The following is a 20351-nucleotide window of genomic DNA, read 5'->3' on the forward strand; positions in this document are numbered from 1 at the left end:
ATGCGTGGCCCCCGTACTTCCTGGACCCGATACCTGCCGCTGTTGCTCACTGCCCTGCTGTGCGCGCTGCCGGCCCTGGCCTGGGCCGCACCCGGCGTACCGGGTGTGCCGGCGCTGCCGGATGTGAATGTCGGCAAGATCGGCGGGCAGCCGGTCAGCCTGCCGCTGCAGACGTTGCTGCTGATGACGGCGATCACCCTGATTCCGTCGATGCTGCTGGTGCTGACCGCGTTCACCCGCATCATCATCGTGCTGGGCCTGCTGCGCCAGGCGCTGGGCACCGGCCAGACCCCGTCCAACCAGGTGCTGCTCGGCCTGGCGCTGTTCCTCACCGCGATGGTGATGCTGCCGGTGTGGCAGAAGGCGTGGGGCAGCGGCATGGCGCCGTACCTCAATGGCGAGATCGATTTCCAGACCGCCTGGACCCTGACTACCCAGCCGCTGCGCGCCTTCATGCTGGCGCAGATCCGCGAGACCGATCTGATGACCTTTGCCGGCATGGCCGGCCACGGCACCTACGACAGCCCGGATGCCATCCCGTTCCCGATCCTGGTCGCCTCGTTCGTCACCAGCGAGCTAAAGACCGCCTTCGAAATCGGCTTCCTGATCTTCATTCCGTTCGTGATCATCGATCTGGTCGTGGCCAGCGTACTGATGTCGATGGGCATGATGATGCTCTCGCCGATGCTGGTCTCCGCCCCGTTCAAGATCCTGTTGTTCGTGCTGGTGGATGGCTGGGTTCTGGTGGTGGGCACGTTGGCCGCCAGCTTCAATGCGGTCTGACCGCCCCGCCCTGTTGATCGATACGGACCCGAGACTGATATGACGCCCGAACTTGCCCTGACCGAACTGCGTGGTGGCCTGATCACCGTGCTGTGGGTTGCCGGCCCGCTGCTGCTCACCGTGCTGATCGTCGGCGTGGTGGTTGGCGTGGTCCAGGCCGCGACCCAGCTCAACGAACCCACCATCGCCTTCGTCGCCAAGGCCGCGGCGTTGACCGTGGTGCTGTTCGCCCTCGGCAGCCTGCTGATCGGCCACCTGGTCGAATACACCACGCTGCTGTTCCAGCGCATTCCACATCTGATCGGCTGAGGCAGCCGCCGTGGATTCCGCGACCCAGATGGCCGCCGATGGCCTGCAGGCCTTCGGCATGATCGGCACGATCCTGTGGACCATGCTGCGCATCGGCGCGATGCTGATGGCCATGCCGCTGATCGGTACGCGCGCGGTGCCGTCACGGATCCGCGTGCTGCTTGCCGGCGCATTGGCGATCGCGCTGTCGCCGATGCTGCCGCCGGTGCCCGAATGGACCGGCTTCGATGCGGCTACGGTGCTGACCATTGCCCGCGAACTGGCGATCGGTGTCTCGATCGGCTTCGTGCTGCGCCTGGTCTTCGAGGCCGGTGCCATGGCTGGCGAGCTGGTCGCCCAGGGCACCGGCCTGGCCTTTGCACAGATGAGCGATCCGCTGCGCGGCGGCAGTTCCGGCGTGATCGGGCAGTGGTTCTATCTGCTGTTCGGCCTGCTGTTCTTCACCGTCAACGGCCACCTGGCGCTGATCTCGCTGTTGATGGACAGCTACAAGGCCTTGCCGATCGGCACCTCGCTGCCCGATCCGCAGGCATTCCTGAGCATCGCCCCGACCTTCCTGCTGCAGGTGTTCCGTGGCGCGCTCACGCTGGCACTGCCGCTGACCGTGGCGATGCTCGCGATCAACCTGGCCTTCGGCGTGCTGGCCCGTGCAGCGCCTGCGTTGAACCCTATCCAGCTCGGCCTGCCGGTCGCGCTGTTGCTGGGGCTGTTCCTGCTGACCGTGCTGGCCGGTGAGATGGGCCCGCCCGTACAACGCCTGTTCGATGCGGCGTTCGATGCCGCCGACAGCGTCAGTCGCTGACCCGGGACACGCGGCGGGACACCGCGTGCCGCCATGGGTTGGGGGCACCAACGCCACTTGCGGGGCACCGGGGGCCTGACGGTAGTCTTGACCGCTCGGCCGCACCTGCCTTTGCAACGCAATGACAAAATCTTCACCGTGTCTTTGCGGTGATGGCCGGGTGTCCTGTCGTATCGCTCAGATGTTGACCAGGGAGAGTGTCTTCCATGCTGATCGGCAGCTATACCCCGTGGTTGGTGGTGATTTCGTTTCTCGTCGCAGTACTGGCCTCCTTCACCGCACTGGATATGTCCAGCCGGGTGACGACCGCCACCACGCGCCGCACCACCTGGTTGTGGTTGGTCGGCGGCGGCTGCGCGATGGGGCTGGGCATCTGGTCGATGCACTTCATCGGCATGCTCGCCTTCCAGTTGCCGATCCCGCTCGGCTATGCGCTTGGCCTGACCACCGTCTCGCTGCTGGCCGCCATGGCCTCCTCCATCTTCGCGCTTTGGCTGGTCTCGCAGCCGACCCTGCCGCACGGGCGCCTGGCGCTTGGCGCCGTGCTGATGGGCAGTGGCATCGCCTCGATGCATTACCTGGGCATGGCCGCGCTGTACATGCAGCCCGGGATCGACTACCACGCCGGCTGGGTGGCGGTGTCGCTGCTGATCGCAGTGGCGGCCTCGTGGACGGCCCTGTTCATTGCCTTCCGCCTGCGCAGCACCCACCGGCGCCTGCGCGACCGCGCCGCACCTGCACTGGTGCTGGGCACCGCGATCGTGGGCATGCATTACACCGGCATGGCCGCCGCCCGCTTTCCGGCGGGCAGCATCTGCGGTGCTGCGGCCGGTGATGGCCTGCAGGCGCAATGGCTGGCACTGGTGGTGCTTGCCCTGACCATCGCCATCCTGGCGGTGGTCTTGATCGTGTCCTGGCTGGACCAGCGCATGGAGGCGCAGCTGCTGCGGCTGCGCAATACCGACCTGAGCAGCTCGCTGGATGATGCGCAGGCGGAGTTGACCCAGGCCGCCCTGCACGATCCCCTGACCCGCCTGCCGAACCGCCGGCTGCTGCAGCAGCGCATCGAGCAGGCCCTGGCCGAGGCCGAACAGCGCGGCAGCCGCTTCGCGGTCATGTTCATGGATCTGGACGGCTTCAAGCAGGTCAACGATGCCTACGGCCACCAGACCGGCGATGCGCTGCTGGTGGCCGTCGCCGACCGCACCCGCAAGCTGCTGCGGCCGGCGGATATGCTGGCGCGGCTGGGCGGCGATGAGTTCGTGCTGGTGGTGCCGATCGAGAACGACGAGGACGTGGCGACACTGGCCAGTCGGCTCATCCAGACCGTCGGCAACGAGCCACTGCTGCCGCGCCACGACCTGCAGGTGACCGCCAGCATCGGCATCGCGATCTGCCCGGACCACGCCGCCAGCGAGCGCCAGCTGATGGCCTTCGCCGATGCGGCGATGTACCAGGCCAAGGAAGCCGGTCGCAACGCCTACGTGCTGTTTGCGGACTGGATGAATGACAGCGCCGAGCAGCAGTTCCAGCTGCTGGCCGACCTGCGCCGCGCCATCGGCAGCGAGCAGCTGTTCCTGCACTACCAGCCCAAGACCCGCGTCGCCGGGCAATCCATCAGCGGCGCCGAAGCGTTGATCCGCTGGCGGCATCCGCAACAGGGCCTGATTCCGCCGGACCGTTTCATCCGGCTGGCCGAGCGCAGTGGCGTGATCAACGAGATCGGGCGCTGGGCACTGGATGAAGCCTGCCGCCAGCTGCGCGTGTGGCACGACGCCGGGCATGACGGCTGGACGGTGTCGGTGAATCTCTCGCCGATCCAGTTCGCCTCGCCCAACCTGCTGAAGGAAGTGCGCGAGGCGCTGCAGACCCATCGTATCGAGCCGCGCCGGCTGATCCTGGAGATCACCGAAAACACGGTGATGCGCGATACCGAGGCCAGCCTGACCCTGTTGCAGGCCATGGCGGCGTTGGGGGTGGGCATCTCCATCGATGACTTCGGTACCGGCTACTCCAGCCTGTTGTATCTCAAGCGCCTGCCCGCCACCGAGATCAAGATCGACCATGCGTTCGTGCGCGACCTGGAAAACAGCTCCGAGGATGTGGTGATCGTTTCGGCGATCGTGGCCCTGGGGCATGCGCTGGACATGGATATCGTCGCCGAGGGGGTCGAGACCGTCGGTCAGCGCGCCTACCTGGAACGGTTGGGCTGCGATTACCTGCAGGGCTATCTGCTGGGCAGACCGGTAGACGCCCAGCGCTTCATGCAGCTGCATGATCTGCCCCGCCCACGGGTGGAAGTGGCGGCAGGCTGGAAGGCGCAGGCGCGGCCAGGGGCCTCGGCCGGGTGATGCCGGCCCGGTAACCGGCTGGTCACGGAACGGTTCTTGCACGGACCCGGGTATCTCCTCCCGTGTCGTGCCCTGATGTCCGAGAACGAACAAGCCGGCGAAAAGACCGAATTACCCACCGAAAAACGCCTGCGCGATGCCCGGGAACAGGGCAACATCCCGCGCTCGCGGGAGCTGGCGACGGCGGCCGTGTTCGGTGCCGGCGTGCTGGCGCTGATGGCGTTCTCCGGCACCATCGCCCGCAACGCCAAGACCTGGATGCAGTTCGCGCTCAGCCCCGAGCCGGGCCTGCGCCTGCATCCCCAGGCGCTGTTCGGCCACTTCGGCGAGCTGCTGCTGCGCCTGCTGCTGGGCATGTGGCCGCTCGTGGTGATCTGCCTGTTGGCCAGTTTCCTGTCGCCGGTGGTGATGGGCGGGCTGCGCTGGTCGAACAAGTCGCTGATGCCCGATTTCAAGCGGCTCAGCCCGATGGCCGGCATGAAGCGCCTCTACGGGCCTGAAGCGATCGCCGAGTTCACCAAGTCGCTGCTGCGCATCGCCTTCGTCGGCACCGCGGCGGGGCTGGTGGTGTGGCACGGCGTGCGGCCGCTGCGCGACCTGCTCAACCAGCCCCTGGAAGCGGCGATGGTGCAGGGCCTGGGCTTCACCCTGAAGCTGATGCTGGCCACCGGCGGCGCGATGATGCTGCTGGCCGCCATCGATGCGCCGTACCAGCGCTGGAACTGGATGCGCAAGCTGAAGATGACCCGTGAAGAGCTGCGCCGGGAAATGAAGGAAAGCGAGGGCAGCCCCGAGGTCAAGGGCCGTATCCGCCAGCTGCAGCAGCAGATGTCCAACCGCCGGATGATGGAAGCGGTGCCCACGGCCGATGTCGTGGTGGTCAACCCCACCCACTACGCGGTCGCCCTGAAGTACGAAGGCGGAAAGATGGGCGCGCCTACCGTGGTCGCCCTGGGCGTGGATGAAACCGCCCTGCGCATCCGTGAAGTGGCCGACGGCAACAAGGTCGCCATCGTCTCCGCCCCGCCTTTGGCACGCGCCTTGTATCGGGAAGGTCAACTTGGAAAGGAAATTCCCGTGAGACTGTATTCGGCCGTGGCCCAGGTGCTCTCCTACGTCTACCAGCTGCGCAGTTGGGGGACCGGCCCGATGCCGGCGGCACCGAGCATCGACATCGATGAATTCGGCAAGGGAGGCCGCCCATGAGCGCGCAACCTGCCGGGATGAACGTGCGCCGCGCGCTGGACATGATCCGCCACGGGCTGGGTGCCCCGCTGATCGTGCTGGCCCTGCTGGCCATGGTGGTGGTGCCGCTGGCACCGCCGGTGCTCGATGCGCTGTTCACCTTCAACATCGCCATCTCGCTGATGGTGCTGCTGGCGGTGGTCTACGTGAAGCGCCCGCTGGACTTCACCATCTTCCCGATCGTGCTGCTGGTCACCACGATGCTGCGGCTGGCCTTGAACGTGGCCTCCACCCGCGTGATCCTGCTCAATGGCCAGAACGGCCACGAAGCAGCCGGCAAGGTGATCGCCTCGTTCGGTGAGTTCGTGATCGGCGGCAACTACGCGGTCGGCATCGTGGTGTTCGCGATCCTGACCATCATCAACTTCGTGGTGATCACCAAGGGTGCCGGGCGCGTCTCCGAAGTGACCGCACGCTTCATCCTCGATGCCATGCCCGGCAAGCAGATGGCGATCGACGCCGATCTCAACGCCGGTTTGCTGACGCGTGAAGAGGCCAAGGCCCGTCGTGAGGAGGTCCGCGAGGAAGCCGACTTCTACGGTGCGATGGACGGTGCCAGCAAGTTCATCCGCGGCGATGCGATCGCCGGCATCCTGATCCTGTTCATCAACCTGGTCGGTGGCCTGGCGGTCGGCGTGCTCCAGCACGGCATGCCGTTTGGTGATGCCGCCGCGACCTACACCCTGCTCTCCATCGGTGACGGTCTGGTCGCCCAGCTCCCGGCGCTGCTGGTGTCCTCGGCGGTCGCCATGCTGGTCACCCGCGCCTCGCGCTCGCAGGACATGGCCCAGGCCATGATGGGCCAGGTGTTCGGCCAGTACCGCGCGCTGACGATCGCCGCCGCGATTCTGGCGGTGGTCGGCCTGGTGCCGGGCATGCCCAACGTCGCCTTCTTGACGCTGGCCGCGATCCTCTTCTTCATCGCCTGGAAGGCCTGGAAGAAGAGCACGGCCGAAGCCCGCGCCGCCGAATCTCCCGCCGCCAACCGTCCCGATACCCTCGGCCTGCCCGGCGCGGCGCCCTCGCCCACCGCCGAGCTGACCTGGGATGAACTGCGCCCGGTCGATCCACTCGGCCTGGAAGTCGGCTATCGGTTGATTCCGCTGGTGGACAAAAACCAGGGCGGCGAGCTGATGGCGCGGATCAAGGGCGTGCGCCGCAAGCTCACCCACGACATCGGCTTCCTGATTCCCTCCGTGCATATCCGCGACAACCTGGAACTGCCGGCCACCGCGTATCGCCTGCTGATCCACGGCGTGCCGGTGGCCACCGCCGAGATCCACCCCGACCGCGAACTCGCGTTGGACCCGGGCAGCGCCCTGGGCACGCTGGAGGGCATCGCCGGCAAGGATCCTGCCTTCGGGCTGGATGCGACCTGGATCCAGCCACACCAGCGTGCCAATGCCGAATCGATGGGCTACACCGTGGTCGACCCGGCCACCGTGGTCGCCACCCATTTGTCGCACCTGATCCGCGAGCACGCCCCGGAGCTGCTTGGCCATGAAGAAGTGCAGCAGTTGCTGGCCAACCTGGCCAAGAGCGCGCCGAAGCTGGTCGAAGATCTGACACCCAAGTCGCTGCCGCTGTCGGCCGTGGTGCGCGTGCTGCAGAACCTGCTGATCGAGCGCATTCCGATCCGCCAGCTGCGCAAGATCGTTGAATCGCTGGTGGAAAGCGCGCCGACCAGCCAGGACCCGGCCGTGCTCACCGCTGCCGTGCGCAATGCGCTGGGCCGTTTCATCGTGCAGGAGATCGCCGGGATGTCGCCGGAGCTGCCGGTCTTCACCCTCAACCCGCAACTGGAACGCGTCTTGCAGGAGTCCACACAGGGCAACGGCGCCGCGCTGGAACCCGGACTCGCCGAGCGACTGCATCAAAGCCTGGCCGAATGTGTCGGCAAGCAGGAAGCGAAGAACGAGCCGGCGGTCGTGCTGGTGCCCGGCCCGGTACGTGCCGCGCTGGCACGGCTGGTACGCCACAGCGTCCCCTCGCTGTCCGTACTCGCCTACAGCGAGGTGCCCGAGGACAAACGGTTGAAGCTGGTCGGCACGATCAGTTGAGCCGGACACCCGACGGCACCGCGACAGAAAACAGACACCTCATTCGATTTCACCGCAGCAGGAAATAAAGGGACTCCCTGACCGTGCAGACCACCGACAACCAGCGTTTCCCTTCCACCACTCCGCCGCCCCAGTCCCGGTACCACAGCATGAAAATCAAACGCTTCGTCGCCTCCGATATGCGCTCGGCCATGAATCTGGTGCGCAAGGAACACGGGCCGGACGCAGTGATCCTGTCCAACCGCCGGATCGCCGAAGGTGTCGAAATCGTGGCGGCGGCCAACTACGACGAAAGCGCCGTGCAGCGTGCGCTGGAAGCGGCCCGCAAGGATGTCGCGCCGCCGGCACCGCGCCCGCGCAGCGCCGCCGATGCCGTGATTGCCGCGGTGACCCGCCGCAAGGCCCCGGTCGCCACGCCCGAGCCGGTGGCCGCAACCACCTCGGCCGTGGCCGCACTGGCCCGCGCCGCCGTCGGCGCGACCGGTCGCACCCTGGATACCGCCAACGAAATCGTGCCGCCGCCGGGCAGCGACGGTTTCGCTGCCACCCTGGCCCGCGCCAGCGTCAGCCCTGCCGTCAATGAACCGTCGCTGCCGGAGCAGATCTTCGCGCCGTTCAACGTCGAGCAGGCCGCCGCCGCCTCACCTGCCGCACCGGTAGAGGCCATCGCCGCACCCGCCCCGATCAACCGCGCCCGCTTCGTGATCGATCCGCCACTGGAGGAGACGGACGAGACCGTGCTGCCGGTCGCCGCTGCGCTCGCGCCCTTGCCGATCGTCGCTGCTGCCCTGCCGCCGGCCCTCCCGCTGCCGATCGCCGAAACCGTCATCGCCGCCGCCAATGAACCGGCACCGGTCGTGGCCAGCGTGCCGGAGCTGACGGTCATCCAGCGCGATGACGAAGAAATCCGCCAGCTGCGCCATGAAGTGGCCGGCATGCGCCATGTCATCGAGCGCGAGATGCACCGCTTCACCGATGAGCGCCTGCGCGGCTCGCCGGTGCGCGCCGTCGCGCTGGACCTGATGGACGAATACGGCTTCGACGCCGGCATCAGCCGCGACGTGGCCATGCAGATTCCGCTGGATACCGAAGCCCACCGTGGTCGCGGCCTGATGCTCGGCCTGCTCTCCAAGAAGCTGCCGATCGCCCCGGTCGATCCGCTGGAAGCCGGCGGCGTGATCGCCCTGGTCGGCCCCACCGGCGCCGGCAAGACCACCACCATCGCCAAGCTGGCCTCGCGTTTCGCCGAGGCGCATGCCGCCCGCGATGTCGCCCTGGTCACCACCGATACCGGCCGCATCGGCGCCCGCGAGCAGCTGTACGGCTTCGGCCGCCAGCTCGGCATCGCCGTCCACGAGGCCAGCAGCGGCAGCGATCTGAACCAGCTGCTGGAACGCCTGAAGGACTACAAGCTGGTCCTGATCGACACCGCCGGCCTGGGCCCGCGCGACCGCGCCCTGGCGGCCCAGCTGCAGTGGCTGCGTGCCGCCGAGCAGATCCGCACCCTGCTGGTGCTGCCGGCCAACACCAGCTTCGGCGACATGGACGAGGTGGTCCGCCGCTTCAGCGCCGCCAACCCGCAGGGCGTGGTGCTGAGCAAGCTGGACGAAACCGGCCGCTTCGGTACCGCCCTGTCGGTGGCCGTGGATCACCGCCTGCCGATCACCTGGGTCACCGATGGCCAGGACGTTCCTGAAGACCTGCACCGTGCCAGTGCGGCCAATCTTGTACTTCGCCTTGAAGATTTGCGCCGCGCGGCCGATATGCCCTGCAACCCGGAGTTGAACCATGCCGTCGCGTGAGTACGCCAAGCTGACCAAGACCTTCCCGTTGTCGGCTACCCGAAGCCAGCCGCTGGGCCCGGTCCGCACCATCGCCGTCACCGGCGGCAAGGGCGGCGTGGGCAAAACGAACGTTTCGGCCAATCTGGCCGTGGCGCTGGCGGACATGGGCAAGCGCACGCTGCTGCTGGATGCCGACCTCGGCCTGGCCAACATCGACGTGATCCTCGGCCTGCAGCCGAAGGTGACCCTGGCCGACCTCGTCGCCGGGCGCTGCACGCTTGAAGAAGTGATCATGGAAGGCCCCGGCGGCGTGCTGGTGGTCCCGGCCGCCTCCGGTCGCCGCCACATGGCCGAGCTGCAGCCGGCCGAGCACGTCGGCCTGGTCAACGTGTTCTCCGAGCTCGAGCGCGAGCTGGACATCATGATCGTGGATACCGCCGCCGGCATCACCGATGGCGTGCTGACCTTCTGCCAGGCCGCACAGGACACCGTGGTGGTGGTCTGCGATGAGCCGGCCTCGATCACCGACGCCTACGCGCTGATCAAGGTCCTCTCGCGCGAGCGCGGCGTGGACCGGATCCAGGTGGTGGCCAACATGGTGCGCGACCCGAACGAAGGCCGCGTGCTGTACGAAAAGCTGAGCCGCGTCTGCGAGAAGTTCCTCGCCGATGTCTCGCTGAACTACCTGGGCTGCGTGCCGCAGGATGACTGGCTGCGCCTGTCGGTGCAGCGCCAGCAGCCGGTGGTGAAGGCCTACCCGTCCAGCCCGGCCGCCCTGGCGCTGACCGAGATCGCGCGCCGCACCGCCCGCTGGCAGGCCCCGACCGAGCCGCGTGGGGGGGTCGAATTCTTCCTGGAACGCATCCTCAAGCAACGCGGGGTGACGGTATGAAGGGCGCAGCACAATACAAAGAAGTCCAGCGGACCGCGGCCAACGAGTGCATTGCCCAGCACTCGGATCTGGTCCGCCGCATCGCCCACCATCTGGCGGCACGTCTGCCAGCCAGCGTGGAGGTCGACGACCTGATCCAGGCCGGCATGATGGGCCTGATCGAGGCCTCGCGCAGCTACGACGCCGACCAGGGCGCCTCGTTCGAAACCTACGCCTCGATCCGCATCCGCGGTTCGATGATCGATGAAATCCGCCGTGGCGACTGGGTGCCGCGCTCGGTGCACCGCCGCGCCCGCGATGCCGCCGCGACCATCCGTCGCCTCGAGCAGAGCACCGGCCGTGCCGCCAGCGCCACCGAAGTGGCCGCCGCGATGGACATGCCGCTGCCGGATTACCTGCGCCTGATGGAAGACGCCTCGCGGGGCCAGGTGCTGAGCCTGGAATCGCGGATCGAGGACCAGGGCGAACTGGACACCGTCGCCCAGGGCGGCCCGACCCCGCAGCAGGTGCTGGAACGCGGCGAGTTCGGGCGTGAGCTGGGCAACGCGATCGGCCTGCTGCCCGAGCGCGAACAGCTGGTGCTGTCGCTGTACTACGAGCAGGAACTGAACCTGAAAGAGATCGGCGCCGTGTTGGGTGTCAGCGAATCGCGCGTGTGCCAGATCCATGGCCAGGCCGTGCTGCGCCTGCGGGGCCGGCTGAAGATCTTCGAGGCGGCAGACGCCGGCCTCGAGAACCATTGAAATCGAGGAAAGTGCTTTGAACAAGAACATGCGTATCCTGATCGTCGACGACTTCTCGACCATGCGTCGTATCGTCAAGAACCTGCTGGGCGATCTGGGCTTCACCAATACGGCCGAAGCCGAGGACGGGCATGCCGCGCTGGCGCTGTTGCAGAGCCAGCCGTTCGATTTCGTGGTCACCGACTGGAACATGCCGGTCATGACCGGCATCGACCTGCTCAAGGCCGTGCGTGCCGACGCCAAGCTCAAGACGCTGCCGGTGCTGATGGTGACCGCGGAAGCCAAGCGCGAGCAGATCATTGAAGCGGCGCAGGCCGGCGTGAACGGGTACATCATCAAGCCGTTCACCGCCCAGACCCTGGAAGAAAAGCTCGGCAAGATCTTCGAACGCCTGGCGGCGAGCGCCTGATGGAAACCCTGAGCGACAAATCCGCGCTGGTGCAGCGCCTGCAGGATGCCCTGGCCGCGCTGGAAAGCGGTGACGAAGCCGGTTGGCGCCGGGAAATCGACGCCCTCGCCGCGCTGCGCACGCAGCCGATGATGGCCGGCCTGAACCGCCTGGCCCGCGAGCTCGGCCAGGCCTTGGGCGAACTGCCCAGCCTGCCCAGCGAAGCCGGCGAGCTGGATGACGCCTGCGCGCGCCTGGACCACGTGGTGGCGATGACCGAACAGGCCACCCACCGCACGCTGGACCTGGCCGAAGAATGTCGCTCGCTCACCGAACAGCTGCGCGCCAACGGGTTGACGCCCGACCAGGGCCAGCAACTGGACCGGATCCGCCACAACCTCACCGAAATCGCGCTGACCCAGAGCTACCAGGACCTGACCGGGCAGATCATCCGCCGCGTGGTCGGGATCGTGCGTCGCGTGCATGAGGGCTTCGGTGCGCTCGGCCTGCCCCCGCAGGAAGACGAGAACAAGCGCGACAACAACGGCCTGGCCGGCCCGGCCCTGAAGGGCCTGGATCGCCATGCGGTGTCACAGAACGACGCCGACGACCTGCTCTCGGACCTGGGACTGTAACGATCATGAGTGCTGTGCCAGACGATATCGCTGCCGACTTCATCCTCGAGGCCCAGGAAATCCTGGATCGCCTCGGCGAACAGCTGGTGTCGCTGGAGCAGGCGCCCCAGGATGCCGACCAGCTCAACGCCGTGTTCCGTGGCTTCCACACGCTCAAGGGCGGTGCCGGCTTCCTCGGCATCCAGGCGATGGTCGAGCTGTGCCACGCCGCCGAGGAAACCCTCGGCATGGCCCGCTCCGGCCAGGCCACGCTGCAGGCCCACCACTTCGATGCGGCCCAGCAATCGCTGGATTACCTGCAGTCGATGCTGGATTCGGTCTCGGCCGGGACCGAGCCGGGCTACGCCCCGCCGGAGCTGATCGCCCAGTTCGACGTCAGCGGGCCGGCCACGCCGGCGCCGGCGGCCGCCACCACGGCCAGCGGCGGCGAGATGATCACCGATGATGAGTTCGAGGCGCTGCTCGACCAGTTGCATGGCGGTGCCGCACCGACCGCCATCGCGGCCCCGAAGAAAGATGACGGCCTGATCGGCGAGGACGAGTTCGAAGCCCTGCTGGACCAGCTGCACGGTGGCGCTGTTCCCGGCGCCAAGGCCGGTGCCGCCGCGCCGGTGGCTGCACCGCGGGCCGTGGCTGCGCCGGCCGCACCGGGCGCCAAGCCGGCCCCGGCCAAACCGGTCGCCGAAGCCGAACACACCGTGCGCGTGGACACCAAGCGCCTGGATGCGATCGTCAACCTGATCGGCGAGCTGGTGCTCTCACGCAACCGGCTCAAGACCCTGCGTGCGCGCCTGCACGATGAAGAGCTTGACCGTGCGGTCTCCACGTTGGACATCGCCACCGCCCGCCTGCAGTCGGCGGTCATGCGCACCCGCATGCAGCCGGTCGGCAAGGTGTTCTCGCGCTTCCCCAAGGTGGCGCGCGATGTCGCGCGCTCGCTGAAGAAGGAGGTCGAACTTGAGCTGATCGGTGCGGAAACCGAGCTGGACCGCAACCTGGTCGAAGCGCTGGCCGATCCTCTGGTCCATCTGGTCCGCAACGCGATCGACCACGGCGTGGAAATGCCGGACCTGCGCGAGGCCCAGGGCAAGCCGCGCAGTGGCCACGTGCGCCTGTCCGCGCAGCAGGAAGGCGACTACGTCAGCATCGAAGTGCAGGACGACGGCGCGGGTATCGACCCCGAACGCCTGCGCCAGAAGGCACGCGAGAAGGGCTTGATCGATCCGGAAGCCGCTGCCCGCCTGAGCAGCGAGGAGTGCCTGCACCTGGTGTTCCTGCCCGGTTTCTCGACCAAGCAACAGGTCACCGACATCTCCGGCCGCGGCGTGGGCATGGACGTGGTCCAGTCCCGCATCCGCGAGCTCAGCGGCCAGATCCAGATCCAATCCGAGCTGGGCCGCGGCAGCCGCTTCATGATCCGCGTGCCGCTGACCCTGGCGATCCTGCCGACCCTGCTGGTGCAGGCCGGCGAAGACGTCTACGCCCTGCCCCTGGCCCGCGTGATGGAGGTGCTGCATGCCCCCAACACCTCCCTGGGCTGGTTCGACGGCCGCGCCGTGCTGGACCGCAAATCGCACACGCTGGCGCTGGTCGATCTGCGCCACTGGCTCGATGTCGAGCCGATGCCGTCCTCGCTGCTGACCATCGTCGTACTGCAGGCCGGTGAAGCCCGCTTCGGCCTGGTGGTGGACCAGGTGCGCGGCCGCGAGGAAGTCGTGATCAAGCCGCTTCCGAAAGCCCTGCGCGGGTTGCGTGGCTATGCCGGCGCCACCCTCATCGGTGACGGCCGCATGGCGCTGATCCTGGACGTGGACGGGCTGCGTACCCACCACGATTGACCGCGTGAAAGTGTGACCGCCGCATCACTGGATTCCTTCGGCGTCTCAAGTCCCATTCACACAAGCCGATAACGGACCCATGGACAGACTCAGCCTCATTGGACTTTTCCTCGCGTTGGCCTCACTGGTCGGCGGCAGCATCCTCAAGGGGGCCGGTCTGGCGTCGCTGTGGTCGCCGGCCGCCTTCGTGATCGTCATCGTCGGCACCATCGCCTCGATCCTGCTGCATACCTCGCCGGCCGTGTTCAAGCACGCCTTCAAGATCGTGAAGTGGGTGATCCTGCCGCCGAGCAGCGACCGCCGCCACCTGATCCAGCAGATCGTGGAGTGGAGCAACATCGCCCGCCGCCAGGGCCTGCTCGGTCTGGAAGCGCAGGTCGACGCCCAGGACGATCCGTTCCTGCGCAAGGGGCTGCAGCTGCTGGTGGACGGCGTGGAGCCGGAGACCATCCGGCACATGATGGAGATCGAGCTGAGCAGCCAGGAAAGCCAGGATCTGGCCGCGTCCAAGGTGTTCGAGGGCATGGGCATCTATGCGCCGACGCTGGGCATCATCGGCGCGGTGCTCGGCCTGATCGCGGTGATGAAGAATCTTGCCGACCCGAGCAAGCTCGGCCACGGCATCGCGGCGGCGTTCACCGCCACCATCTACGGCATCGCCTCGGCCAACCTGCTGTTCCTGCCGGTCTCGGCCAAGCTCAAGAGCGTGATCCACCACAACAGCCGCGACCGCGAAATGATCATCGAAGGGCTGATTTCCATCGCCCAGGGTGAGAACCCGCGCAACATCGAAACCAACCTGTCCGGGTTCCTGCACTGACATGGCCCGCCGCAAGCACCACGAAGAACATGCCAACCATGAGGCCTGGGCGATCCCTTACGCCGACCTCATGACGCTGCTGCTCGCCTTCTTCGTGGTGATGTACGCCATCTCCTCGCTCAACGAGGGCAAATACCGGATCATGGCCGACGCGCTGACCACCGCCTTCGGTGGCGCGCCGCGCACCATCAACCCGGTGCAGGTCGGCAACCAGCAGGTCCAGGGGGGCGGCTGGGACAGCCCCTCGGTGATCAGGGCCGGGACCAAGATCGGCCCCTCCGCCCCCGCCCCCAGCAACGACCCGACCCTGCTGCCGGCGATGGCCTCGCAGATGCGCATGCCGGTCTCGATCCGCAACCAGGAACAGCTGCAGCGCGCCGAGCGCCAGCTCAACGGCATCGCCGACAAGCTCACCGCCACGCTGGCGCCGCTGATCGAACGCGGCATGATCACCGTGCGTCGCACCGAGCTGTGGATCGAAGTGGAGATCAACAGCGACATCCTGTTCCCGACCGGCTCGGCCACGCTGGATGTGCACGCGCGCGACACCCTCTCCAAGCTGGCCGTAGTGCTGCGTGATGCACCCAACGGCGTGCGCGTGGAAGGCCACACCGACAACATCCCGATCGCCACCTCGCTGTTCCCCTCCAACTGGGAGCTGTCGGCTGGGCGCGCGGCCAGCGTGGTGCACCTGTTCGCCGATCAGGGCCTGCAGCCGGCACGGCTGGCGATGGTTGGCTATGGCCAGTTCCGCCCGCGCGAAGACAATGCCAGCGCCGAAGGCCGCAACCGCAACCGGCGGGTGATGGTGATCATCCTGGCCGATACCGCGCAGAGCATCGATCCGATCACCGACCGGCTCAGCGCCGATGCCGACGCCGCCGATGCGGCCAAGGCACCGGCCGCCAGCACCCCTGTTACCCCCATCGCACCGGTGCAGTTGCCACCGGTGCCGGCCGGCAGCCGCGTTGGCGCCGCCGTTCCGCCCGCAATGAAGGAGTGAACCGCATGCGTATCTGGGCTGTTGCCAATCAGAAAGGCGGGGTGGGCAAGACCACCACAACGCTCGCGCTCGGCCGCGGCTTGGCTACGCAGGGCCACCGCGTGCTGTTGATCGATCTGGATCCGCATTCGTCGCTGACCCGCGCCTTCGGCGTGCCGCTGGATCCGCCGCCGCAGGGCGTGCTGGAACTGTTCGCCGCGCCACCGGCCGAGCTCTCCACCCTCGCCCACCACAGCGACATCCCGGGCTTGGACTACGTCTGCGCACAGGCCGCGCTGGCCACGCTGGAGCGCCGCAGCGCGAACCAGCCCGGCCTCGGCCTGGCCCTGCAGAATGCGTTGGGCCGCCATCAGGGACAGCACGATTACATCCTGCTCGACTGCGCGCCCACCCTGGGCCTGTTGATGATCAACGCACTGGCCGCAGCCGACCGCCTGATCATCCCGACCCAGGCCGAGCCGCTGGCCCTGCACGGCCTGGATGGCATGGTCCGCACCGGCGAAATGGTCGAGCGCTCGCGCCGCCGCCCGCTGCCGATGTCGATCCTGCCGACCCTGTTCGACCGCCGCACCCGCGCTGGCAACGAAACCGTCAAGCTGATGCAGGACAAGCACGGCCACCGCGTCTGGGAAGACGCGATCCCGGTCGACACCCGGATCTGCAACGCCGCCAGCCTCACCGTGCCACCGCAATCGGAGGACTACCCCGGGCGTGGCCTGGCCGCCTACCGCCGCGCCCTGGAATGGATCCTGGCCGACGATGCGCAGCAGATGGAGCGCGCGGCATGAACACCGCCGGCGTCCTGGACGACTACCTGGAGCAGCTGCTCGGCGACGCGATGCCGGCGCCGACAGAGGCGCCGGTGCCGGTCGCAGTGGCCGAGGTGGTGGATGCTCTCGCCGCAACCGAAGCCATCGAAGCAGTGGACGCCGGGTCTGCCACCGTCGACGTGGGCGTCACCGAAGCAGCTTCGGCGGCTGAATCAATTGCTGTCGCGCCGGGCTTCGACGACCTGCTCGATGAACTGCGCAACGACCCCCTCCTCAGCGGCGCGATGCCTGCACCCGTGGACGAAGCCCGCCCCAGCTGGGACGACCTGCCGCCCGAGGTCGTCTACGAAATAGATCCCGTGGCCACAGGTGCCGACGCGCCCGCAACAGCCCCCGCCCCGGCACCGATCGCGGCGGTGCCAAGCGCCCGCGCACCGATCGCCCGGCCGATGCCCTCCATGACGCCGATGCCGCCGATGCCGGCCGCCACCAGCGTCCGCGCCGGCAGCCCTTCGCTGGCACAGAGCCGCCCCGGCAGCTGGGAGGAACTACAACGCCAGGCACGTGACCCGGCCTCCAGCCCGCGCGAGAACCGTCGCGCCAGCGAACGCACCTCCCGCTGGCTGCGCCTGCGCTGCGGCGCCCAGGCCTACGCGCTGGAACTGCTCAAGGTCCAGGAAGTGGTCCTGCCGGTGCCGTTGCTGCCGCTGCGCGGCACCTCGCCGGCAATGCTGGGCATCATGAACCTGCGCGGCCAGGTGGTGCCGGTGATGGACCTGGGCATCCACCTGGGCAGCAGCGCCGCCGGTAACGACGCCAATACCCGCATCGTGGTGCTGGAAGAGAACGGCGAGACCATGGGCCTGCGCGTCTCGGCCGTGGAGGATGTCGCCAACCTCACCGATTCGCAGATCGAGCCCCCCGATACCGCCCGCATCTGCCAGATCTCCAACGACCTCTTCCGGGGCGTGGCCCGCGGTGGCGCCCAGCCGATGATCCTGCTGGATGCGACGCAGCTGCTGAACTGACCGCCGGAACGGCTAAAGCTTCCCGGGTTATTGCCGTTATAGACCTCGGAACCGTTTGTCCGGAGCAATGATGAGCACTGTGGCCCTAGGTGATGATCTCGGCATCGAGACCAGCACCGAGCTGAAAACACGTTTGGCCCCCCTGGTGGATCAGGCCGGCGATCTGACGCTGGATGCCAGCCAGGTCGGCCGTATCCATACCGCCTCGGTGCAGGTGCTGTGCGCATTCGTCGAGGCCCGCCGCAAGGCCGGGCATCCCACCGGATTCCACGGTTGCACCGCAACCTTCCGTGATGCCGCGCGTCTGCTCGGCGTCACCCAGGCCCTCGGCCTGGATGCACCCCATGACAACCTGAAATCTGTGGAGAACGCTGCATGAGCGCACGTATCTTGGTGGTGGACGATTCGGCGTCGATGCGCCAGATGGTCTCTTTCGCCCTCACCTCGGCCGGCTTTTCCGTCGAGGAAGCCGAAGACGGCGCGGTCGCCCTCGGTCGTGCCAAGGGCCAACGCTTCAACGCGGTGGTCACCGACGTCAACATGCCCAACATGGATGGCATCGCGCTGATCCGTGAGCTGCGCCAGCTGCCGGACTACAAGTTCACGCCGATGCTCATGCTGACCACCGAATCGGCCGCGGACAAGAAGTCCGAAGGCAAGGCCGCCGGCGCGACCGGCTGGCTGGTCAAGCCGTTCAACCCGGAACAGCTGGTCGCCACCGTCCAGAAAGTCCTGGGCTGATCCCGCTTCACCCTTCCCTCCCCTCGCACCTGGACACCCCGCACCATGAGCATGGATCTGCAACGTTTCCACGCCACCTTCCTCGAAGAAAGCCGCGAGGGGCTGGATGCGATGGAAGCTGGCCTGCTGGCGCTCGAATCGGGCCAGCAGGACCCGGAGATCATCAACTCGGTGTTCCGTGCCGCGCATTCGATCAAGGGCGGCGCCGGCACCTTCGGCTTCGACGCGATCGCCGCGTTGACCCACGTACTGGAAACGCTGCTGGACGAACTGCGTGCCGGCAAGCGGGCGCTGGAGCCGGCCGCGGTTGATGCGATGCTGGCGTCGGTGGACGTGCTGCGCGCCCTGCTGCGCGAAGCCGAACACGGCCAGGCCGCAGATCCGCACGCGGTCGCCGAGGTCAAGGCGCGCCTGGAAGCGGTGCTGTCCGGCCAGGCCGCTGCTGCGGCACCGGTCGCCGCCGCCAAGGTCGATGACACCCCGGAGGCATGGCAGATCGGTTTCGTGCCGGCGCCGTCGCTGTTCATGAGCGGCAACGACCCGCTGCGCATCATCCGCGAGCTCGAGCACCTGGGCTCACTGCAGGTCGCCGCACGCCTGGATCGCCTGCCCGGCTTCGACCAGCTCGATCCACTCGAAGCGCACCTGGCGTGGGACCTCGGCCTGGTCGGCAAGGTACCGCGCAGCAAGATCGAAGATACCTTCGCCTGGGTCGTGGACGACTGCGAACTGGACATCCGTCCGGCCGCACCGCCGAGCCTGGCCACCAGCGCGCCGGTCGAGGCCAAACCCGCCGTCGTCGCCCCCGCGGCTGCGGCCGCACCGCCCGCCGCCGCTCATGAAGCCGAGACCTCGATCCGCGTCAGCGTGGACAAGGTCGATGCGCTGATCAATCTGGTCGGCGAACTGGTCATCACCCAGGCCATGCTCAAGCAGGTCTCGCACGCGCTGGATCCGGCGCAGGCCGAGCAGCTGCTGACCGGCCTGGATCTGCTGGAACGCAATACCCGCGATCTGCAGGAAGCGGTCATCGGCGTGCGCATGCTGCCGGTGGACGCGGTGTTCCGGCGCTTCCCGCGCCTGGTCCGCGATCTGTCCTCGCGCCTGGGCAAGCACGTGCGCCTGCGCACCATCGGCGAAGGCACCGAGCTGGACAAGGGCCTGATCGAGAAGATCGCCGATCCGCTCGTGCACCTGGTCCGCAACTCGATCGACCACGGCCTGGAGATGCCGGACGTGCGTCGCGAAGCGGGCAAGGACGAAACCGGTACGATCACGTTGGCGGCCTCGCATCAGGGCGGCCACATCGTGATCGAAGTCAGCGATGACGGCCGCGGCCTGAACCGCGACAAGATCCTGTCCAAGGCGCTCGAACGCGGCCTGAGCGTGCCGGACAACCCCACCGACGCGCAGGTCTGGGATCTCATTTTCCAGCCGGGCTTCTCCACCGCCGATGCCGTCACGGATCTGTCCGGTCGTGGCGTCGGCATGGATGTGGTCCGCCGCAACATCCAGGCGCTGGGTGGCGAAGTACAGCTGGAAAGCCAGGCCGGCAACGGCACCCGCGTGCTGATCCGCCTGCCGCTGACGTTGGCGATCCTGGATGGCATGACCGTCTCGGTGGCCGGCGAAACGCTGATCCTGCCCCTGGCCTATGTGCTCGAAGCCCTGCAGCCGCAGGCCGACGATGTGCGCACCATGGCTGGCGAAGGCCGGGTGCTGCGGGTGCGTGGCGAATACCTGCCGATCCTCTCGCTCAGCGAGTACTACGGCTACGGTGGCCGTGCCATGGACGATCCGCTGGTGGTGGTCGTCGAGGGCGACGGCCAGAAGATCGCGCTGGAAGTAGACGAACTGGTCGGACAGCAGCAGGTCGTGGTCAAGAACATCGAGAACAACTACCGCCGTATCAGCGGGGTTTCCGGTGCGACCATCCTCGGCGACGGCCGGGTCGCGCTGATCGTCGACATCGGCGGCCTGGTGCGGTCGCTCAAGGTGCCACAGGCCGCATAACGCGCCTACAGCATGCTGTCCCCGACGCCGCCGCTCCCCCGGGAGCGGCGGCGTTCGTTTGTGGGCGTGCGTGGGCGTCGGTGATCACGGCGCGCGGAACTGTGAACTCCATCAGCGGACGATGGCAGCGAGCCTCCCCTCCCACC

At 67.6% G+C, this 20351-nt stretch carries 19 protein-coding genes; all 19 read left to right on the forward strand.

The genetic code is table 11. From position 1 onward, the window contains the following. The 19 genes from fliP to ACW6W5_RS02345 all read left to right on the forward strand — a co-directional run bounded on the left by fliP (position 1) and on the right by ACW6W5_RS02345 (position 20205). Positions 1–783 carry a flagellar type III secretion system pore protein FliP gene (fliP, locus tag ACW6W5_RS02255; RefSeq protein WP_121036736.1) on the forward strand — a complete coding sequence of 261 codons (783 nt, stop codon included), beginning with the start codon at positions 1–3 and terminating at the stop codon, positions 781–783. 39 nt (positions 784–822) lie between these two features. Then, positions 823–1092 carry a flagellar biosynthetic protein FliQ gene (locus tag ACW6W5_RS02260; RefSeq protein ID WP_019184809.1) on the forward strand — a complete coding sequence of 90 codons (270 nt, stop codon included), beginning with the start codon at positions 823–825 and terminating at the stop codon, positions 1090–1092. Positions 1093–1102: 10 nt separating this feature from the next. Next, complete coding sequence (gene fliR / locus ACW6W5_RS02265; RefSeq protein WP_121036735.1) at positions 1103–1894, forward strand: flagellar biosynthetic protein FliR; 792 nt, start codon at positions 1103–1105, stop codon at positions 1892–1894. 206 nt (positions 1895–2100) lie between these two features. After that, complete coding sequence (locus ACW6W5_RS02270; protein WP_152150828.1) at positions 2101–4245, forward strand: putative bifunctional diguanylate cyclase/phosphodiesterase; 2145 nt, start codon at positions 2101–2103, stop codon at positions 4243–4245. Between the two features lie 75 nt (positions 4246–4320). Further along, positions 4321–5451, forward strand: a complete 1131-nt coding sequence (gene flhB / locus ACW6W5_RS02275; protein WP_121036729.1) for a flagellar biosynthesis protein FlhB — start codon at positions 4321–4323, stop codon at positions 5449–5451. Further along, positions 5448–7550 carry a flagellar biosynthesis protein FlhA gene (flhA, locus tag ACW6W5_RS02280; protein ID WP_121036728.1) on the forward strand — a complete coding sequence of 701 codons (2103 nt, stop codon included), beginning with the start codon at positions 5448–5450 and terminating at the stop codon, positions 7548–7550. The genes flhB and flhA overlap by 4 nt, the downstream gene beginning before the upstream one ends. 149 nt (positions 7551–7699) lie before the next feature. Continuing rightward, the gene (gene flhF, locus ACW6W5_RS02285; protein WP_152150764.1) at positions 7700–9352 is read left to right on the forward strand and encodes a flagellar biosynthesis protein FlhF; all 1653 of its coding nucleotides are present in this window, start codon (positions 7700–7702) and stop codon (positions 9350–9352) included. After that, positions 9339–10226 carry a MinD/ParA family ATP-binding protein gene (locus ACW6W5_RS02290; protein WP_019182906.1) on the forward strand — a complete coding sequence of 296 codons (888 nt, stop codon included), beginning with the start codon at positions 9339–9341 and terminating at the stop codon, positions 10224–10226. The genes flhF and ACW6W5_RS02290 overlap by 14 nt, the downstream gene beginning before the upstream one ends. Then, positions 10223–10969 carry an RNA polymerase sigma factor FliA gene (locus ACW6W5_RS02295; RefSeq protein ID WP_019182907.1) on the forward strand — a complete coding sequence of 249 codons (747 nt, stop codon included), beginning with the start codon at positions 10223–10225 and terminating at the stop codon, positions 10967–10969. The genes ACW6W5_RS02290 and ACW6W5_RS02295 overlap by 4 nt, the downstream gene beginning before the upstream one ends. Before the next feature lie 16 nt (positions 10970–10985). Further along, complete coding sequence (gene cheY / locus ACW6W5_RS02300; protein ID WP_179459007.1) at positions 10986–11378, forward strand: chemotaxis response regulator CheY; 393 nt, start codon at positions 10986–10988, stop codon at positions 11376–11378. Next, a complete protein-coding gene (locus ACW6W5_RS02305) occupies positions 11378–11992 on the forward strand; it encodes a protein phosphatase CheZ (RefSeq protein WP_121036727.1) in 615 nt (204 codons plus the stop codon). The genes cheY and ACW6W5_RS02305 overlap by 1 nt, the downstream gene beginning before the upstream one ends. 5 nt (positions 11993–11997) lie before the next feature. Beyond that, positions 11998–13830, forward strand: a complete 1833-nt coding sequence (locus ACW6W5_RS02310; protein WP_121036726.1) for a chemotaxis protein CheA — start codon at positions 11998–12000, stop codon at positions 13828–13830. Between the two features lie 79 nt (positions 13831–13909). Further along, positions 13910–14650, forward strand: a complete 741-nt coding sequence (locus ACW6W5_RS02315; protein ID WP_121036725.1) for a flagellar motor protein — start codon at positions 13910–13912, stop codon at positions 14648–14650. Position 14651: 1 nt separating this feature from the next. Further along, positions 14652–15653 (forward strand): flagellar motor protein MotD, encoded by a 1002-nt coding sequence (gene motD / locus ACW6W5_RS02320; RefSeq protein WP_121036724.1) that lies wholly within the window; start codon positions 14652–14654, stop codon positions 15651–15653. Positions 15654–15658: 5 nt separating this feature from the next. Beyond that, complete coding sequence (locus tag ACW6W5_RS02325) at positions 15659–16441, forward strand: ParA family protein (protein WP_088435041.1); 783 nt, start codon at positions 15659–15661, stop codon at positions 16439–16441. After that, a complete protein-coding gene (locus ACW6W5_RS02330; RefSeq protein ID WP_121036723.1) occupies positions 16438–17451 on the forward strand; it encodes a chemotaxis protein CheW in 1014 nt (337 codons plus the stop codon). Before ACW6W5_RS02325 ends, ACW6W5_RS02330 begins: the two co-directional genes overlap by 4 nt. A gap of 70 nt (positions 17452–17521) precedes the next feature. After that, positions 17522–17830 (forward strand): STAS domain-containing protein, encoded by a 309-nt coding sequence (locus ACW6W5_RS02335; RefSeq protein ID WP_121036722.1) that lies wholly within the window; start codon positions 17522–17524, stop codon positions 17828–17830. Next, positions 17827–18192, forward strand: coding sequence for a response regulator (locus ACW6W5_RS02340; RefSeq protein ID WP_088435039.1), 366 nt, complete (start codon positions 17827–17829; stop codon positions 18190–18192). Before ACW6W5_RS02335 ends, ACW6W5_RS02340 begins: the two co-directional genes overlap by 4 nt. Positions 18193–18237: 45 nt before the next feature. After that, the gene (locus tag ACW6W5_RS02345; protein ID WP_152150762.1) at positions 18238–20205 is read left to right on the forward strand and encodes a chemotaxis protein CheA; all 1968 of its coding nucleotides are present in this window, start codon (positions 18238–18240) and stop codon (positions 20203–20205) included. Positions 20206–20351 lie beyond the last annotated feature (146 nt).

The organism is Stenotrophomonas sp. IS26 (assembly GCF_054188265.1).

Excerpts from the sequence above, each read along its gene's own strand:
- fliP (WP_121036736.1), top strand. The coding sequence starts at position 1 with ATGCGTGGCCCCCGTACTTCCTGGACCCGATACCTGCCGCTGTTGCTC.
- ACW6W5_RS02260 (WP_019184809.1), top strand. The coding sequence starts at position 823 with ATGACGCCCGAACTTGCCCTGACCGAACTGCGTGGTGGCCTGATCACC.
- ACW6W5_RS02270 (WP_152150828.1), top strand. The coding sequence starts at position 2,101 with ATGCTGATCGGCAGCTATACCCCGTGGTTGGTGGTGATTTCGTTTCTC.
- flhB (WP_121036729.1), top strand. The coding sequence starts at position 4,321 with ATGTCCGAGAACGAACAAGCCGGCGAAAAGACCGAATTACCCACCGAA.
- flhA (WP_121036728.1), top strand. The coding sequence starts at position 5,448 with ATGAGCGCGCAACCTGCCGGGATGAACGTGCGCCGCGCGCTGGACATG.
- flhF (WP_152150764.1), top strand. The coding sequence starts at position 7,700 with ATGAAAATCAAACGCTTCGTCGCCTCCGATATGCGCTCGGCCATGAAT.
- ACW6W5_RS02290 (WP_019182906.1), top strand. The coding sequence starts at position 9,339 with ATGCCGTCGCGTGAGTACGCCAAGCTGACCAAGACCTTCCCGTTGTCG.
- ACW6W5_RS02295 (WP_019182907.1), top strand. The coding sequence starts at position 10,223 with ATGAAGGGCGCAGCACAATACAAAGAAGTCCAGCGGACCGCGGCCAAC.
- ACW6W5_RS02305 (WP_121036727.1), top strand. The coding sequence starts at position 11,378 with ATGGAAACCCTGAGCGACAAATCCGCGCTGGTGCAGCGCCTGCAGGAT.
- ACW6W5_RS02310 (WP_121036726.1), top strand. The coding sequence starts at position 11,998 with ATGAGTGCTGTGCCAGACGATATCGCTGCCGACTTCATCCTCGAGGCC.
- ACW6W5_RS02315 (WP_121036725.1), top strand. The coding sequence starts at position 13,910 with ATGGACAGACTCAGCCTCATTGGACTTTTCCTCGCGTTGGCCTCACTG.
- motD (WP_121036724.1), top strand. The coding sequence starts at position 14,652 with ATGGCCCGCCGCAAGCACCACGAAGAACATGCCAACCATGAGGCCTGG.
- ACW6W5_RS02325 (WP_088435041.1), top strand. The coding sequence starts at position 15,659 with ATGCGTATCTGGGCTGTTGCCAATCAGAAAGGCGGGGTGGGCAAGACC.
- ACW6W5_RS02330 (WP_121036723.1), top strand. The coding sequence starts at position 16,438 with ATGAACACCGCCGGCGTCCTGGACGACTACCTGGAGCAGCTGCTCGGC.
- ACW6W5_RS02335 (WP_121036722.1), top strand. The coding sequence starts at position 17,522 with ATGAGCACTGTGGCCCTAGGTGATGATCTCGGCATCGAGACCAGCACC.
- ACW6W5_RS02340 (WP_088435039.1), top strand. The coding sequence starts at position 17,827 with ATGAGCGCACGTATCTTGGTGGTGGACGATTCGGCGTCGATGCGCCAG.
- ACW6W5_RS02345 (WP_152150762.1), top strand. The coding sequence starts at position 18,238 with ATGAGCATGGATCTGCAACGTTTCCACGCCACCTTCCTCGAAGAAAGC.